The organism is Balneolales bacterium ANBcel1, assembly GCA_029688905.1.
Taxonomy (GTDB): Bacteria; Bacteroidota; Rhodothermia; order Balneolales; family Natronogracilivirgulaceae; genus SLLW01.
In genome coordinates, this window is the sequence record JARULB010000001.1 from 526,244 (window position 1) to 543,607 (window position 17,364).

The 17,364-nt window shown below is 54.7% G+C and carries 9 protein-coding genes; 4 read left to right on the forward strand and 5 right to left on the reverse strand.

The annotated features are described in order from the left end of the window. Positions 1–57: 57 nt before the first annotated feature. From QA596_01985 to QA596_02005, 5 genes are all read right to left on the reverse strand, one after another. A complete protein-coding gene (locus tag QA596_01985) occupies positions 58–2,367 on the reverse strand; it encodes a glycoside hydrolase family 3 N-terminal domain-containing protein (GenBank protein ID MDG5766218.1) in 2,310 nt (769 codons plus the stop codon). A 78-nt stretch (positions 2,368–2,445) separates the two neighbouring features. Continuing rightward, positions 2,446–4,629 (reverse strand): alpha-glucuronidase family glycosyl hydrolase, encoded by a 2,184-nt coding sequence (locus QA596_01990; GenBank protein MDG5766219.1) that lies wholly within the window; start codon positions 4,627–4,629, stop codon positions 2,446–2,448. 197 nt (positions 4,630–4,826) lie between these two features. Then, complete coding sequence (locus QA596_01995) at positions 4,827–5,588, reverse strand: glucose 1-dehydrogenase (protein ID MDG5766220.1); 762 nt, start codon at positions 5,586–5,588, stop codon at positions 4,827–4,829. A gap of 76 nt (positions 5,589–5,664) precedes the next feature. Next, entirely contained in the window at positions 5,665–7,017 is a 1,353-nt protein-coding gene (gene xylA, locus QA596_02000) for a xylose isomerase (protein MDG5766221.1), read from the reverse strand. Positions 7,018–7,029: 12 nt separating this feature from the next. Then, entirely contained in the window at positions 7,030–8,520 is a 1,491-nt protein-coding gene (locus tag QA596_02005; protein MDG5766222.1) for an FGGY family carbohydrate kinase, read from the reverse strand. Positions 8,521–9,182: 662 nt separating this feature from the next. On the opposite strand from QA596_02005, the gene QA596_02010 reads away from it, so the two are divergent. The 4 genes from QA596_02010 (at position 9,183) to QA596_02025 (ending at position 17,355) form a co-directional block, all read left to right on the forward strand. Then, complete coding sequence (locus QA596_02010) at positions 9,183–9,629, forward strand: peptidylprolyl isomerase (protein MDG5766223.1); 447 nt, start codon at positions 9,183–9,185, stop codon at positions 9,627–9,629. After that, positions 9,626–12,217 carry a hypothetical protein gene (locus QA596_02015; protein ID MDG5766224.1) on the forward strand — a complete coding sequence of 864 codons (2,592 nt, stop codon included), beginning with the start codon at positions 9,626–9,628 and terminating at the stop codon, positions 12,215–12,217. Before QA596_02010 ends, QA596_02015 begins: the two co-directional genes overlap by 4 nt. Before the next feature lie 143 nt (positions 12,218–12,360). Continuing rightward, positions 12,361–14,871, forward strand: a complete 2,511-nt coding sequence (locus tag QA596_02020) for a glycoside hydrolase family 9 protein (GenBank protein ID MDG5766225.1) — start codon at positions 12,361–12,363, stop codon at positions 14,869–14,871. Positions 14,872–15,006: 135 nt separating this feature from the next. Next, positions 15,007–17,355 (forward strand): glycoside hydrolase family 3 N-terminal domain-containing protein, encoded by a 2,349-nt coding sequence (locus QA596_02025; protein ID MDG5766226.1) that lies wholly within the window; start codon positions 15,007–15,009, stop codon positions 17,353–17,355. Positions 17,356–17,364 lie beyond the last annotated feature (9 nt).

A 17,364-nucleotide genomic window follows, 5' to 3' on the forward strand; every position in this document is an offset into this window, starting at 1 on the left:
TCTGCACCGCTTTACTGATCGGAGCGCTGCAGATCCTCAAAGTGAAAGAATAAATTGTCAGAAAACAGTGAGGGTTACATGTGAAAGGTCTTTGTCACGTGAGGAACTGCCGACCATAATATCAAATTCGCCGGGTTCCACGACATATTGCAGGTCGATATTGTGGAAAGCAAGGGTTTCTCTGGTAATATTGATGGCAACTGTTTCGGTTTCTCCCGGATTGAGCCAAACTTTCCGAAAGCCTTTTAGTTCCTTCACCGGACGCGTTACCGAGCTGATTCTATCGCGTACATACATCTGAACCACCTCGCTGCCTTCGCGGCCGCCGGTGTTGGTGACATCCGCCAGAACCCGCGTCGAGCCATCTTTGCTGATGGTCCCATCTTCCAGCCGGACATTTTCGATTGCAAAGTTTGTATAGCTCAGTCCATATCCAAAGGGATACAGCGCAGATACATCGTCATGCAGGTAACCGCGGCGTGCCGACGGTTTGTGATTGTAGAACGACGGTATGTGTCCCACGGAACGAGGGATCGAAATCGGAAGCTTGCCTCCGGGGCTGTAATCCCCGAACAGCACATCAGCCACCGCACCACCGGTCTCCTGACCGATATACCAGCACTCGAAAATACCGGCAACGGAATCGTTAAGCTCGGTTATCGACAACGGCCGACCGTTAAACAAAAAAACTACTACCGGCTTTCCGGTTGCCACAATGGCGCGGACCAGCTCGTTCTGCCTGCCGAACAGCTCCAGGCTGGTGCGGTCGCCCATATGGTTGAGCGCCCAGGACTCTCGCGAGGTCTGCTCGTTGCCGCCGATAGCCAGCACTACTACATCCGATTGTTCAGCGACTCGAACCGCCTCCCGGATCATCCTGCGATCCTCTTCGGGATCAGGCAGATCTACTTCGTCTTTGTTCCAGTCGCCGTCGACCGTTATTTCGCACCCTTTGCTGTATATCACCTCTATATCGTCACCCACACGCTCACGGATTCCTTCATAAACGGTGGTTTCGTATTTCGGAACTCCCATATAGCCCCCGAGCAGGCTGCGATCGGCATTCGGACCAATTACCGCGATAGTTTTGAGCTTTTTGGGATCCAGCGGCAACAGGTTGCCTTCGTTCTTGAGCAGTGTAATACTTTCGCGAGCAGCCCGAAGCGCGATGTCCCGGTTGCCTTCACAGCCGGAAATTTTCTCGGCTTCCTCCGGATCGACATACGGATCATCAAACAGGCCCATTTTGAACTTCCAGTAGAGCAGGGGTTCCACCAGCTCATCCAGCTGCGACTCTTTGATCCGGCCCTCTTTCACGAGATCCACCAGACTCAGGTAGCAATCCGGCTCCGGAAGTTCCACATTCACACCGGCGTTGACCGCCAGCTCGGCCGCATCTTTCTTCTCTGCCGCCACAAAATGGCCATGCGTATCGGGGCGATAGGTCATCTCCCAGATCGCATAATAATCGGACACGGCGAACCCCTTGAAGCCCCATTCATCACGCAGCACATCGCGCAGCAGCCACTTGTTGGCATGCGACGGGACGCCGTCGATTTCATTGTAAGAGGGCATGATGCTGATGGCGCCGGCTTTTTGAATCGCCTCCTTAAACGGATAAAGGAACACATCCCGGAGAACACGTTCGGAGACATTCACCGGAGCGCAGTTCATGCCGCCTTCGGGCTCTCCATGCGCGGCAAAATGCTTGAGTGTAGCCACGACGTGCTTTTTGTCGTTGAATGAGGCATCCCCCTGGAACCCTCTTACCGCGGCCTTCCCCATTTCCGCCACCAGCCAGGGATCTTCGCCGAAGGTCTCCTCGACCCGGCCCCAGCGCGGTTCACGCGCCACATCCACCACCGGAGTCAGTGCCTGATGCGTGCCCCGCACGCGCGCCTCTTCGGCGGCCATGGCATACAGCTGCTCCACCAGTTCGGTATTGAAAGTGCCTGCAAGCGCTATCGGCTGCGGAAAGCTGGTGCCGTCTTTGGCTGCCAGTCCGTGCAGACACTCTTCGTGGTAGAAGACCGGAATCCCGAGGCGGGTGTTTTCAAGGAAAAACTTTTGGATGGTGTTGGTCAGTTCCACTTGCTCCCGGGCGTTCTTCCCGCCACCGGCATCATTCGGCCGGCCAACCTGACCCAGCCCGTTTCCGTGTCCGTACGCCTTTTTCGCCTTCCCAAGGTCAAAATCCCCGTTCTCATCGACCAGTGTCTCGGCCTTGTCGTTCCAGACACCGATCATCTGAGCCGCTTTTTCCTCAACGGTCATTCTGGACAGCAGATCGCGGGTGCGTTCTTCCGGAGAAAGCGACGGGTTTTTGTACGGAGCATCGCGCAGGGATGCGTCATTTTTTGTGCTCATATCCAAAATGGATGTAGGTCCACCACAAGGAGTTTTTTCAGGTCCGCTCCCGGTTACTGAAACCGGAAGCTCAGAATATCAATTGTACCAGGGATCCGGCACGTGGATGATATTCTCCAATTCTATATAGTGCTGCAGATCGTGTTCCGGCTTTTCGTATCCGTCCGGAATCGGTCTGTTCGAGTAGGACTGGAAATAGAGCACACAGGAATTACGCCAGCGCACGGCATCCCGCTCCTGGATCTTCAGCAGGGCACGCACATGCTCAAACCGTTCGTGGTCAATGAGTCCTTCCAGGGTATTCCAGGTGTCCTGCATCCAGCGAACCTGCTCCACCCCCTTGTAATATTTGTGGACAAGCTCTTCCCAGAGTGTGCGCCCGGATTCCATTTTGTGATCCCAGCTCACATGATGGAACCAGAGCAGATAGTCTTCGGGAATACGATCGATATCGGCAAAAATTTCGGCAATGGGTGGGTGATATTGCTCAACCGCATTGGATCCGGTTTCGGTACGGTCAAATCCGATGCCGTATTCAGAGGCGCGATGGTAGTACACTGCTGTCCAGTCGGCCCGGGGCAGATCGGCGGTCCATGGCGCCGGTCCATAGTGGTGTCCCTGGGCATAGAGGTGTGTGAGGCCCAGCGGCGAGCGGTAGTTCACACCCGCTTCCCGCGACTCCATCATGATCTCCTTGACCGGTTCCAGTACGCGCGGGTCATTGGAAAAAGTCATTCGGGCCCATTCGTCGGCGATCTCCTCTGCGCCAAGAGTCCAGTCCCAGGCAAGGCGTCCGTATGCGTACCAACTGGACTGCACAAACGGGTGACCGGTCCAGTTACGGTCGGTGCCGGGATTGATGACACCGGCCATGCCGGTCATGTTGTATTCGAAGACGTTGCCTTCGATAATATCACCCACGGTCGAACGGCCGTCTTCAAGGGTGTAGGTTTCATCCCAAAGTACCTCTTCGTAGTAGGTGCCTTTGTAGGCGAGGTGCAGGTTGAACCCGAAGTACTCCTGGGTGATCTGCAGCTCGAGCATGGTGTTGGTCTCCGGAAGCGCGCCGAACAGCGGTGAGAACGGTTCGCGCGGCTGGAAATCGATCGGACCGTTTTTCACCTGGACGATCACATTATCGCGGAATTTGCCGTCAAGCGGCACAAACTCGTCATACGCTTCACGGAACCGGTCGTATTGTTCGGGGTCGTAGACGAACGCTCTCCAGATAACAATTCCACCATGGGGTTCAAGGGCATCGGCCAGTACATTGGCGCCTTCGGCGTGGTCGCGGCCGTAGCCATGCGGACCGGGTTGCCCCTCGGAATCCGCCTTCACCAGAAAACCACCGAAATCGGGAATATAGGAGTAGACCTTGTCCGCTTTATACTTCCAGAACTCCTGAACATCAGGATCGAGAGGATCGGCCGTATCGAGTCCGCCGATCACAACCGGCGAATCAAAAAAGATCGAAAGATAGACCTGGATACCGTACGGGCGGAAGATATCCGCGAGAACCGCCACTTTCTCCAGAAACTGGTCGGTCAGAATTTCCGGATCGGCGTTTACGTTGTTAATGGCCGTTCCGTTTATCCCCAGGGATGCATTGAACCGGGCGTAATCGGTGTAGCGGGGATGCTTGTATTCCGGAAGCGTGCCCCACTCCCACAGAGAGAGACCGGCGTAACCGCGCTCCACAAGGCGGTCCAGGTTGTCCCAATGATTAACCGTGCGATACTGGATCCTGGGAGCGCTTTTTACCGAAATATCAACCAGGCTGCTGTGCGTCTGGATCTTGCGCAGCAGGTGGAACACTCCGTAGAGCACGCCGATATCCTCATTGGCGGCAATCACAATCGACCGGTTGCCGTCCACTGCCTGCTGCCGAATCAGATATCCTTCGGGACCTACAGCGGCCAGCTCATCTTCCATGCCGAGACCGGCGACAAGATCGGAGTTGTCCGGGGTGCCGATGACCAGCGCTCCATGTCCGGTTACATCGGAAAAGAACACGGCGGGGCGACCGAGCAATCCGGCCAGGCCCTCTTTCAACTCCGCGCGCGCTGCCGCCATGGTCGGTGACTGGTCATCCTGCAGAACAATTTGGCGCATATGGCTGCGATACTCCTGCAGAAGGTCGGAATCCTGGACCAGGTCATATCGCAACCACATCCTGTAACCGTCTTCGGCCTGAGTTGAAACAGGACCGAGAACCAGGATGCCGGCCATCAAAAGAGTAAAAAAAACAGGTAAAGCCTTCATATGAATTAGCTCCCTTTAAAAATTAAAATTAAAACAACGGGTTCGGCTGCTATCCGAAAGCATCCCGGACGGCAACATGAAACCCGGCTGGAACTCATAACGGAGCCCGGAGACACACGAAGTCTGCGCCCGGATCCAAAAGATTACCATCAGAAAAATGCTCACGATTCGATGCGTCCATTTTCCACGGAGTCCAATCAGAAACCAATAGAGTTGCCGCCGTCAACCGGAAGGTTTACACCGGAGATAAAGCCCGAGGCATCGGACGCCAGAAACATTGCCGCATTGGCGATATCCTGCGGCACACCCAGTATTTGCATGGGGGTGCGTGCGATCACCTTGTTGCGCCGTTCCGGGTCGGATTCGAATGCCCGACGCGACATCGGCGTATCGATGAAGCCCGGCGCGATGGCGTTAACCCGGATGCCGCTCGGGGACAGATCCACCGCCATGGAGCGGGTAAGGCCGAGTATCGCCGACTTCGATGCCGTATAGGCAGCTACTCCTGGAATGCCGTATATAGACGCCATGGAGGTGATATTGATGATCGACCCTTTCTTGCGTTTGGTCATGAAGCGGGCTACCTCCCGTGTGAGGGCAAACGCGCCGTTGAGGTTGGTCTTGAGGATTCTCTGGAACTCCTCGTCCGTTACCTCCAGCATCGGTTTCTTCATGTTGATGCCGCAATTGTTGACCAGAACTTCAATCGGTCCTTTTTCGGACTCGATCTGTTCCACCAAACCCGGGAGCTGATCCAGTTCCGTGATGTCGTTGACGTACCAGGAAACATCGCCTTCGATATCGGCCACTACTTCCTTCAGTTTATCCTCAAACAGGTCGGTGATGATTACCCTGGCGCCATATTGAGCGAACGTCCGGGCCATGGATAGGCCCAGTCCGCTACCGCCCCCGGTTATCAGGATGCGTTTTCCTTTGATGTCGGAAAGTAAATCAGCCATGATTTAAAAAGATGTGTGTTGAAAAATCCGGTGACAAAAAAAAGCCCTCCGGTATGAAACCGGAGGGACACGCTCATCAGATATATCGGTTGATGATATTCTCGTACATCTCCTGCTTGCCGCTGATTCGATCGGGTTCGCCATTGGCTGCGGCGATATCGCGAAGATCCTCGAGCGTGAGTTTGCCCTCCTCAAACTCTTTTCCTTTGCCGGAGTCGAAGGATGCGTAACGCTCCTCGCGAAGTTTGCGATACGGGGATTTCGTAAGAATATCGTCTGTAATCAGCAGAGCCCGGGCGAAGACATCCATACCGCCGACATGGGCGTGGAACAGATCGTCCAGGTCGGTGGAATTACGGCGAAGTTTGGCGTCGAAATTGACACCACCGCCCTGGAGGCCACCGGACTCGAGTATCACCAGCATCGCCTCTACAACTTCGTAGAGATTCACAGGGAACTGATCGGTGTCCCAGCCGTTCTGATAATCACCGCGGTTGGCATCGATACTGCCGAGAAGGCCTGCATCGGCCGCTACCTGCAGCTCATGCTGGAAGGTGTGCTGAGCCAGGGTCGCGTGGTTGACTTCTATGTTGATTTTGAAGTCCTTATCGAGGCCGTGCTTCTGCAGGAATCCGATGACGGTTGCAGAGTCGTAGTCGTACTGGTGTTTGGTCGGCTCCGCAGGTTTGGGCTCCACAAAGAAATTGCCTTTGAAGCCATTTTTGCGGCCATAGTCCCTGGCTGTCTGAAGGAAGCGTGCCAAATGCTCGGTTTCCCGTTTCATGTCGGTATTGAGCAGCGACATGTAGCCTTCGCGACCTCCCCAGAACGTGTAGTTTTCACCTCCCAGTTCGATGGTGGCATCGATGGCGGCTTTGATCTGACTGGCGGCATATGCCAGTACATTAAAATCGGGATTGGTGGAGGCGCCGTTCATGTAGCGCGGATTGCTGAAAACATTGGCGGTGCCCCAAAGCAGTTTCATGCCAGACTCCTTCTGCTTCTGCTTGGCGTAGTCGACAATGGCCTGCATCCGTTTTTCGGTTTCGGCTACCGAGTCTCCCTCAGCGATCAAATCTACATCGTGGAAGCAGTAATAGGGAACACCCAGCTTGGTCATGAACTCAAAAGCGGCGTCCATCTTGTCTTTGGCGGCGCCTACCGGATCGGGATTACCGACCCAGGGAAATACACGCGGGCCCCAACCGAACGGATCGTTGCCGGTATCGCAGAAGGTGTGCCAGTAGGCAACGGCAAACTTGAAATGCTCCTTCATGGTTTTTCCTGCAACCACCTTGTTCTCATCATAATAGCGGAAAGCCAGCGGGTTGTCGGTGTCCGGGCCCTCAAAGGCAATTTTGCCGATTCCGGGAAAATATTCCTTGTCGCCGAGGGTCACGTTGGTCGCCCCTTGTTTTGTAGTACTCATAATAGTCGTTGTTTAAGTAATCAGTTGTTGTAGAAATTCTTTCCAACGGCCGTAGCTTTGCGCATAGGCCGAAGTGAGTTTCGGATCGGGTTTCTGATGATCCAGCAGTTCGAGATTGGAAAAGGCCTCTTCAACCGACGGATAGAGTCCTGCCCCGGCTGCCGCGCCACGGGCGGCTCCCTGGGCACCATCGGTATCGTAGAGTTTCAGTTCAGCTCCAGTGGTATTGATAAACACCTCCCGAAATACCGGGCTCAGGAACATGTTGGCACGTCCGGCCTTGATGGTATTCATTTCCATGCCCATGTTTTTCATAATTTCCATGCCATAGGCCAGTGCATAGACAATGCCCTCCTGTCCGGCGCGGAACAGATGCCGCTCGTTGTGGCGATTGAACGATACACCCCGGATCACCGCGCCCGGGTCGCGATTTTCCAGCACCCTTTCTGCGCCGTTGCCAAACGGAAACACCATAACGCCGTCGGCGCCCGGACCAATTTCGCCGGCCTGGTCATCCATCTCCTTGTAGGAGATTCCCCTGCCGCCAAACATCGTATTGCGCAGCCAGCTGTTCAGAATACCGGTTCCGTTTACGCAAAGCAGCACTCCGTACCGGGGAGTGTCGGCTTTATGGTTGACGTGGACAAACGTATTCACCCGGGAGGCCGGGTCATACGACGGATGATCCATCACTCCGTACACCACGCCACTGGTTCCGGCGGTGGCGGCCACTTCTCCGGGATGCAGCACATTCAGCGAAAAAGCGTTGTTGGGCTGGTCACCCGCACGGTAGGTTACGGGGATTCCGGCGGGAATGCCGAGTTCCTCGGACGCCTGGCGGCTGACTTCCGCCTGCGGCGAAAAAGAATCCTTCTGTTCCGGGATCAGATCCGGGTCAATTCCCCAGTGCTCCAGCAACTCGCCGGCAACACTGCTGTCTTTGAAGTTCCACAGAATCCCTTCCGACAAACCGGTAATCGTGGTTTGAATATCTCCGGAGAGCTTCATCACCACATAGTCGCCCGGCAGCATCATTTTATGGATGCGCTTGTAGATATCGGGCTCGTTTTCCTGTACCCAGCGCAGTTTGGACGCGGTAAAGTTGCCGGGGGAATTAAGGAAGCGGGACAGGCAAAACTCCTCTCCAAGCGCTCGAAACGCTTTTTCGCCGACTTCCACGGCACGGCTGTCACTCCAGATAATCGAAGGGCGTAGTACCTTCTGATCCCGGTCCACAAGCACCAGGCCATGCATCTGGTAGGTCACCCCGACCGCCTTGACGGCAGCCATCGCCTTCGGCTGTTTTTCTTTCAGTTTCGCGGAAGCCTGTCTGATATTCTCCCACCAGTCGGACGGGTTCTGTTCGGCCCATCCCGGCTTCGGGGAATTCATGGCCATCTCGGTTTCAGGCCAGGTAGCCGTGGCCACGGTTTTCCCGCTTTTCACATCCAGAAGTGCCGCCTTTACCGCGGAACTGCCGATATCGTATCCAATAGAAAACATAAATAATGTGGTTACCGTGAGGAGGAATGTAGAAATACAATCAAAGAATATAGTGATCAGAATGATAAGAAAAGCCACATAAAATTCCACCATCAAATCCTGTCATTCTCTCATATAGCATGGTCATTTGAGCAATTTCATGAACAATCTTTGCATATCGGAACACCGCGATCCATCAGCACTGACATTCTCCCCGCACCACAGGTTTCGATCCGGCACACCACACAGCCCTGCCCCTGTCATCATAAACAATTATATAACAACATATTAAGAAACCAAATACAGCAGGTTTCATCTATTTGACCATAACGTTTTACACCCGATGGCCTGCCACCAACATTGCCGAAAAGCACAATCCGGCCGACCTTGATTCGGCTCGTTTATGGGCACGTAATTCTTGCTTTGGTGAATATAATTATGGGGGGGACAGCCCGTGTTTGCTCTCATTTTGCACATGGCTTATAATGGTCAACTAAAAACACGATGTAACAGCGCCGATATATGCCGACTCGTGACATCTAATCCAGGCAGCCGCTTGTTAATGCCATGTAATCCGAACATTCGTTCGGAGATCCCAAGATGAAAATTGGTTTTTAACAGACTAACTGGCTGCGGGCTACCGATCAGCGTTTCGGTGTTCCGGAAAAGGAGCTGCGTTTCCTATGACCGACCAGCGCTTTCGTCCAGATACGAACAGGGAAAACCTCCGTCAATTTTATGAAGAACAAAAAGAAATTAGTTATTATCAGTATCAAACCGTAACTACCCACGTGGTGACGTTCGACAGCCGGGATCGCGCCGAAGAGCAACTGAAGCGATACCGTGACGGGACTGATTTTCACAATCTGGCCCCGGAAATGCTGGTCCGGGTGTACTATCGAGATGAAGATGGAGTCATCCGAACCCGACACAGCCTCGAAGAGCTGCCGCTGGGAGAAATCGCAATACAACTTGACACGGATGAAATCGCCGGCCCGCTATCCTACCAGCATTCGCAACAGGGAACCCGATACGCGCTTGTCAAGTGCGTCCGGATCCGGGAGGAGAAACAACTCTCCTTTGACATCTCTGTTCCCGGAGGCGGCGTCAATGAACAAACTGGATTATGAGTGTTTTTCGACTAATTGCTGTAAACCTGCTGCTGATATCGGCATGCGTTCTCTGTTTTGAAATAATCGCTACACGCATCTCTTCGGTCATTTTCGTGAATGACTACGCGTTTATGATCCTCTCGCTGTCTGTTTTGGGTCTGGGCGCCGGGGGGATTTTCTCCTATTACTTTTTGGGGGATGAAGCGTCCGAAGCAAAAGCCGGTACCACACCGGAAGGCCGAAGCCGGTCAAAGGCAGAGAAAGGGGGGCGACGGGAGTCGAAAAAGCATAGACGGGATGCACAGCGGAACAGCGGGGATGCCACTGCCGGCAGCGGGGGGCAGCCCACATCTTCGGGAAGAGATTCCGGGGGAGACTCCGAAACCCCGTTTATCACCGATCTGGCCCTCAAAACCGTCAGGCGAACCATCCCCGTCACCCTGATACTGCTTTCGGCCACCCTGCTGATCTTTCTGCTGGCGGTGACAACCAGTCCGGTCATCGAGAATCCGTTTTTCTTCCTGTTTCTGCTCATTCTCCCGTTTTTTCTGGCGGGCATTTTCTATTCGCTGATATTCCGGCACTTCGCCCGGCACAGCTTCCGGATTTACGCCGCGGACCTGGTGGGCGCCGCTTCCGGAGCGCTGCTCGCCATTGCCGCCATTTCGTATTTTACTCCACTGAATGCCGTACTTTTTATCGCTGTCGTTATCGGTTTGTCGGCCGTCAGCTTCCTGGCGCTGAACACTTCCCGTGGACGCATTCTGGTACCGGCCGTGGTACTGGGCCTGCTGACGCTGGGCCTCCTTCTCAACGGCTCGCGGCAGTTCCTGGGCGAAATCCCGATCGGCAACTTCCCGGAAAAGGATTTCCACCATGTCTATTCCGATCCGGGTATTCGGTCAGAAATCATCACGAGCAGATGGAGCATTACCGGGCGTTCCGACCTGGTGCGCCACAGCCATCAGGATATGGTCCGCCATCTGTTTGTGGATGGAGCGGCCGGCAGCCAGATGTACCGCTTTGACGGCAACCCGCAAAACCCGGACATGACCTTGCAGAATCTGCTCCTGGGTTTCTCCAGTACGATACCGCTGGTTTTTCTGGAAGAAGATGAACGTGAAACGATGCTGGTTATCGGTCCGGGTGGCGGGAAGGAAGTTCTGGCCGGACTCATTTCCGGGGTAGGGCACATCACAGGTGTGGAAATCAATCCCGATTTTGTCCGGATTGTCGAGGAGGAAAGTGATTTTACCGGTGGATTGTACACCGATTTCCCCAATGTGGATATCCTGATTGGCGAAGGGCGCCAGTACGTCAAGCAGCGCAACAACAGCTACGACATCATCAAGATGGTCCTCCCATCCACCCAGCAGGTTCAGCATATCGAGAATTATGCCCTCAGCGAGAACTACCTGCTCACGGTGGAAGCTCTGGAAGACTACCTCCGGATTCTTAGTCCGGAGGGCAGGTTGATTTTTACGGTTTACAACGAGTGGGAGCTCAAGCGATTGATTCTCACCGCGGTCAAGGCGTTCGAAGCCCGTGGCATTTCGCCGCAAAGCGTGCCTTCCCATTTCAAGGTCCTGGACGATCCGTTCGCCCCCACCATCGTAATAAAAAAAGAGGCGTACCGGCCGGATGAAATCAGCCAGCGCCTGGATATCATCGAACAGATACCCGACGGTTTCCCCCGGGTCACCTACTTGCCCTACCGGTGGGACATGCAGGAAGCCACTCCGGTCAATCGTTTTCTCGACCATATCCGAAACGGGGTGTATCCCTTGCCTGAGCTGATTGATTTGCAGCCTTTTGATGTCTCACCGGTCTATGACAACAGCCCCTTCTTCTATAAAATAGAGAGGGGTATACCGGATACCTTCCGGCAGCTGCTGCTCGCGATTCTGGCTGTAAATCTGCTGGTTATCGGGATTCCCTACGTGATGATCCGTAAATCGCGAAGTAAAAAAGAGAGAGCGCACCCGGTTCGATCCGATGTCAGAATGCCGGTCTGGATTTTCACCTGCCTGGGGCTGGGCTTCATGATGATCGAAATATCGCTATTTCAAAAAATGGTCCTCTATCTGGGTACCCCGACGGTCTCACTGTCCGTTCTGCTCAGTTCGCTGCTGGTAGGCATGGGTATCGGCAGCTACTTTGGCGGACGCATTCTCCCCGGCAACCATCATCAGCGGCTTCTGCTGGCAACCGGGCTGATTGTGCTGGCCGGTTTTCCGGCAATTTATTTCTACCCGTGGCTGTTGAACCAGATGCTGGTACTGGACCTGGTCTGGCGCGCCGTCACCACCTTCTTCCTTTTGCTGCCCCTGGGACTTTTACTCGGCGTACCGTTTCCCACCTCCATACGGATGGTCAAGGACAGCAACATCGACTCCATCATTCCCTGGATGTACGGCATCAACGGTACCATGTCGGTTCTGGGATCGGTACTGGCCGTTGTTTTGTCGATGCTGTTCGGTTTCACACAGGCATTCATGATCGGGCTGCTGTGCTATGCGGCCATTGCCCTGTCCATGCTTCCGCGAATAGCCAGCAAGCCGTTACCATCGTCATCCGGGAACACAAAAACGGCACCTGCCGGCTGAAAAATAGCGAAAATCCCGGATTTTAAGCCTCAAATATTTTATCATGAAGCAACACAACCAATCAGAAAAAAAGAACGGGAGTACTTATGGATCCATCCATTATAAAAGCGCTTTGCATTTTTTTAACAACCGGAGTTTTTACCATGGGTAACATAAACGATGCGAGGTCACAAGACCTCAAAGTAAACGAGCTGGACTATTTCGAAGCTCAGGGTGTTAATGTGATGGTTTTCAGCAATGCCCCCGGCGGCATGTTTTTCGATGCCAAAACCAGCGGTGTTGAAATCATCCATCACGGAATACGAACCGCCACCAACGGCGATGTGCGCATGCTCCATACACCCGGACAATGGGATGGTATGGGCGAGCTCGTCGACCGCACCATCAACAAGGAAGAAAACTGGATTGAAGCCGAACTGAAATATCCGGAGCATGACTTTTCTTACCGCGTTCGTGGTGTATCGGATGGAAACGGAGTGACTGTCACCGTGCACCTGGATGAAAAGCTCCCGGAATCACTCGTCGGACATGCCGGTTTCAATATGGAATTTCTGCCGGCTTCGTATTTCGGACGCAACTGGATGATGGACGACAAAACCGGCCTTTTTCCGCGACATCCCAGCGGCCTTATGCACGAGCGTGAGGATGGATTGAGAGAACCCAAACCCATCACCCGGGGAAGCACCTTTGTGCTGGCACCGGAAGACCCCGAGCTACGGGTAACCATACGTGAAGCCACCGGTGAAAACGAATTGATGCTGTTTGACGGCCGGAATCTGGCACAAAATGGCTGGTACGTTGTGCGCAGCATGATTCCCGAAGGCAAATCGGGTCAGGTGATCGAATGGCATCTGGAAATTAACGCGCTTCCTGACTGGATTCGCGATCCGGTCATTACCCATTCACAGGTGGGCTACCATCCCGATCAGGAAAAAAAGGCCATCATTGAGCTGGACAAAAACGACACCCCCGAATCGACGGCCCGCCTGGTACGCATCAACTCCGACGGCTCCACAACCGATGCGCTTGTAGCCGGTGTTGAAAAATGGGGACAGTATCTGCGCTATAACTACGTAACTTTCGATTTCACAGAGATAACCGAGCCCGGAATCTACAAGGTGCACTATGGCGATCAAAAAACGAAGGCTTTCCGGATTGACCCTGCCGTGCACGAAGACACCTGGCATCTGACGCTCGATGTCTTTTTCCCGGTCCAGATGGATCATGTCAAAGTCAGGGAAGCCTATCGCGTCTGGCACGGAGCATCTCACCTTGATGACGCCATCCAGGCTCCGCCCCATTATGAGCATTTCGACCTGTATCGCCACGAAGAGACCGATACCGATTTCGAGACCTTTGAACACATTCCGGGTCTGAACTACGGCGGATGGTACGATGCCGGTGACTACGACATTCGTACGCAGTCACAATATGGCACGGTACAACGACTGGTCCATGCCTGGGAAGATTTTGATATCTACCGGGACAACACCACGGTCAGCCAGGAAAAGAAGTATGTGGAGATCCACCGGCCGGATGGGCATAACGACATCATCCAACAGATCGAACATGGCACGCTTGGCCTGATAGCCCAGCATCGGGCTGTCGGACACGCGATTCCGGGAATTGTGGCCGGCCATCTTTACCAGTACACTCATCTGGGTGATGGCATTACCAAAACCAACAACATGATTTACGACCCCTCGATGGATCCGTTTGCTGACGAGCGCCATCCGGGTGACATGTACAAGCCCTCAACGGTAGCACCAGCCCCGGATGAGCGGGTGATGGAAAACGACGGAATCCGAAGCGGACACTTCGACAGCCGCTGGGCGTTTACAACCAATACTTCGGCTCTGAACTACGGTTCCGCCGCCGCACTCGCCGCTGCCAGCCGCGCTCTTCGCGGATATAATGACGAGCTGGCTGAAGAGTGCCTGGAAACCGCTTTGAATGTGTGGGAGTACGAGCAGGGCCGTGAGCCCAACCTCTTCCGCCATGGCAATACTACCGGCGGCCGATACGAAAATGAAAAGCTAAAAACGGCCGTAGAGCTGCTTATTACCACCGGTGAAGAGCGGTTTGCCGAAAAGATCCGCGAGCTGCTCCCGGATATTGAAGACCGTTTCGGTTCCAACATCCCCATGCTGATGGCCGCCATGCCCCACATGGATGACGCATATGTTGAAAAGATGAGGGAACTTGCCATCGAGTTTCGCGAGAACTACCGGGCCTTCGAAGAGGACAACCCGTTTGGTGTGCCGATCACCCGCGGCGGATGGGCCGGCTCCGGTACCGTGATGAGTTTCGGGATCAATAATTATCTGCTGCACAAGGCATTCCCGGATATCATCGAGGAAGAACTCGTATATCGCGCACTCAATTTCATTTTCGGAACGCACCCCGGCTCCAACTACTCGTTTGTATCGGCGGTCGGTGCCGATTCCCAGCTGATCGCTTACGGCATGAACCGGGCCGACTTCTCGTTCATTCCGGGTGGAATCGTGCCGGGTGTTCTGGTGCTTCCTCCCGATTTCCCGGAAAACAAGGACGACTGGCCGTTCTTCTGGGGACAGAACGAGTACGTGATCCCGATGGGCTCCTCGTACATCTACCTGGTCCACGCGGCCAATGATTTGCTGAACAACCGCTGATCGTTTGGGCGGCTCGGATGAGCGGCACAAATGTGGTGCCTTCAGCACATAACCAAGTCAACCGGATTCACGGGACACCCCCTGTGGATCCGGTTTTTTTTAATCCGAATGTACAATCAAAACAGCATCTGTCACATGCAGAACAACCGACGATCCGCCCGCTCCCTTTTTCTGTTTCTCCTCCTTCCCTTTATTATCTCCGCCACCTCCGGCGATGTGGATTACCGGGATGCCTCCCTGCCCCCGGAAGTGCGCACGGAAGCTCTTCTGGAGCTTATGACGCTTGAGGAGAAAGTCGCCCAGGTTCAGACGATATGGGCCCAAAGGGAGCGCATGGCCGATGCCAACGGCGATTTCCATCCCGACTCTTTCGATGTCCATTTCCCCCACAGTGTCGGACAACTCGCCCGGCCCAGCGAAAATCCGTTTGCGCACACCCGGCCCCATCTCGGTGTCCGGGAAACCGTTGAGTGGATCAACGATGTCCAGCGCCACGCGATGGAAAATACCCGCCTCGGTATCCCGATACTGATGCACGAGGAGTCGCTTCACGGCCTGATGGCCATAGACGCGACCAGTTTCCCACAGGCCATCGCGCTGGCGGGCACCTGGGACCGTGAGCTGGTGGAAGAGGTATACCGCATTGCCGCCAGTGAAATCCGGGCGCGTGGCGCCAACCTGGCCCTCACTCCCGTGCTGGATGTGGCCCGCGACGCGCGCTGGGGCCGTGTCGAGGAGACCTACGGAGAGGATCCCTACCTTGCCGCCGAAATGGGCCTCGCCGCCGTATTCGGATTTCAGGGCCGTGAAGAGCGCATTCCGGACGACCGGGTGGCATCGGTGGTCAAGCACTTTGCCGCCCATGGCCAGCCCGAGAGCGGCATCAACGCGGGACCGATTAATATTTCGAAACGGGAGCTTCGTGAAATCCACATGGAACCGTTCCGGGTCGCGATCCAGAAGGGCCGGGTGCGCGGGGTGATGCCGGCTTATCACGAAATCGACGGTGTTCCCACCCATGGCGACATCCACCTTATGCAGAACATTCTGCGCGATGAGTGGGGGTTTGAGGGCGTCACGGTTGCCGACTACGGCGCCATCATGCAGATGCATACCATGCACCGCGTAGCCAATGACCGGGAAGAGGCCGCTCTTATGGCGATGAAAGCCGGTGTCGACAGTGAAATGCCCGATCGGCAGACCTATCACCTGCTAACCGGCCTTGTAAAAGACGGACGGCTGGATGAGTCCCTGATCGACCGGTCGGTGCGCCGCATCCTCCATCTGAAATTTGAGCTCGGCCTGTTTGAAGACCCTTATGCCGATGTGGATAAAGCGCTGGAAATCACCGGACATCCCGATCACATCGCGTTCGCGCGCGAAGTAGCCGAACAAAGCATGGTGCTGCTGCAAAACAGAAACGATCTGGCTCCGCTTTCAGTGTCGGATTATCCCACGATTGCCGTGATCGGCCCGAATGCCGCTGATACCCTGCTCGGCTCATACAGCGGTGTTCCGAAGACCTATTACACGGTGCTCGACGGTATCACATCGTATGTCGGTGACCATGCAAATGTGGTCTATGCGCAGGGACCCATAATCACCAAACCCGGACACCGGGAAGACAACGAAGTATTTCCGCCGGATCCCGAAAACGACCGGAAACGGCTCGCCGAGGCGATCTCAGTCGCTGAGAAGGCAGACCTTGTTATCCTCGCGATCGGTGGCAACGAGCTGACGGGACGCGAAGCCTGGGCGGCGCATCATCCCGGAGACCGCCCGGATCTCACACTGCTCGGGTTGCAGGAAGACCTTGTCGACGCTGTCGGCGAGATGGGCGTTCCTTCCGTCGCGTTGATTTTCGGTGCACGGCCGTTGGATCTCGGCAATGTCGCCGAAAAGATCGATGTAGTATTTCAAAACTGGTATCTGGGACAGGAAACCGGCCATGCCGTCGCCAACGTGCTGTTTGGTGAGGTTTCGCCCTCCGCCAAACTTCCGATCAGCTTCCCGCGAACCGCCGGACACATCCCGGCATACTACAATTACAAGCCCTCGGCACGGCGGGTCTACCTCTTTGATGATGTAACCCCGCGATATCATTTCGGATACGGCCTCAGCTATACCACCTTCGAATATGGAAAGCCGGTGTTATCGGACACGCTGCTGGCCGACGGCGGTGAAGTCACCCTCACCATAGACGTAACCAATACCGGTGAGCGCAGCGGTGCGGAAATCGTGCAATTGTACATCAATCAGCAATACCGGTCTGTGACCCGGCCGGTCAAAGAACTCAGGGGCTTCGACAAAGTGTACCTTGAACCGGGCGAAACAGCCGAGGTCTCCTTCACCATCACACCGGAGATGTTCAAATTCTGGAATATCGACATGGAGTTTACCACCGAACCCGGCATGGTAAATGTGATGGTCGGTTCCTCCAGCCGGAATGAAGACCTGCAGGTCACGGAAATGTACCTGCAGTAAATATTACCC

Excerpts from the sequence above, each read along its gene's own strand:
- QA596_01985 (MDG5766218.1), bottom strand. The coding sequence starts at position 2,367 with ATGAGCACAAAAAATGACGCATCCCTGCGCGATGCTCCGTACAAAAAC.
- QA596_01995 (MDG5766220.1), bottom strand. The coding sequence starts at position 5,588 with ATGGCTGATTTACTTTCCGACATCAAAGGAAAACGCATCCTGATAACC.
- QA596_02005 (MDG5766222.1), bottom strand. The coding sequence starts at position 8,520 with ATGTTTTCTATTGGATACGATATCGGCAGTTCCGCGGTAAAGGCGGCA.
- QA596_02020 (MDG5766225.1), top strand. The coding sequence starts at position 12,361 with ATGGGTAACATAAACGATGCGAGGTCACAAGACCTCAAAGTAAACGAG.
- QA596_02015 (MDG5766224.1), top strand. The coding sequence starts at position 9,626 with ATGAGTGTTTTTCGACTAATTGCTGTAAACCTGCTGCTGATATCGGCA.
- QA596_01990 (MDG5766219.1), bottom strand. The coding sequence starts at position 4,629 with ATGAAGGCTTTACCTGTTTTTTTTACTCTTTTGATGGCCGGCATCCTG.
- QA596_02010 (MDG5766223.1), top strand. The coding sequence starts at position 9,183 with ATGACCGACCAGCGCTTTCGTCCAGATACGAACAGGGAAAACCTCCGT.
- QA596_02025 (MDG5766226.1), top strand. The coding sequence starts at position 15,007 with ATGCAGAACAACCGACGATCCGCCCGCTCCCTTTTTCTGTTTCTCCTC.
- xylA (MDG5766221.1), bottom strand. The coding sequence starts at position 7,017 with ATGAGTACTACAAAACAAGGGGCGACCAACGTGACCCTCGGCGACAAG.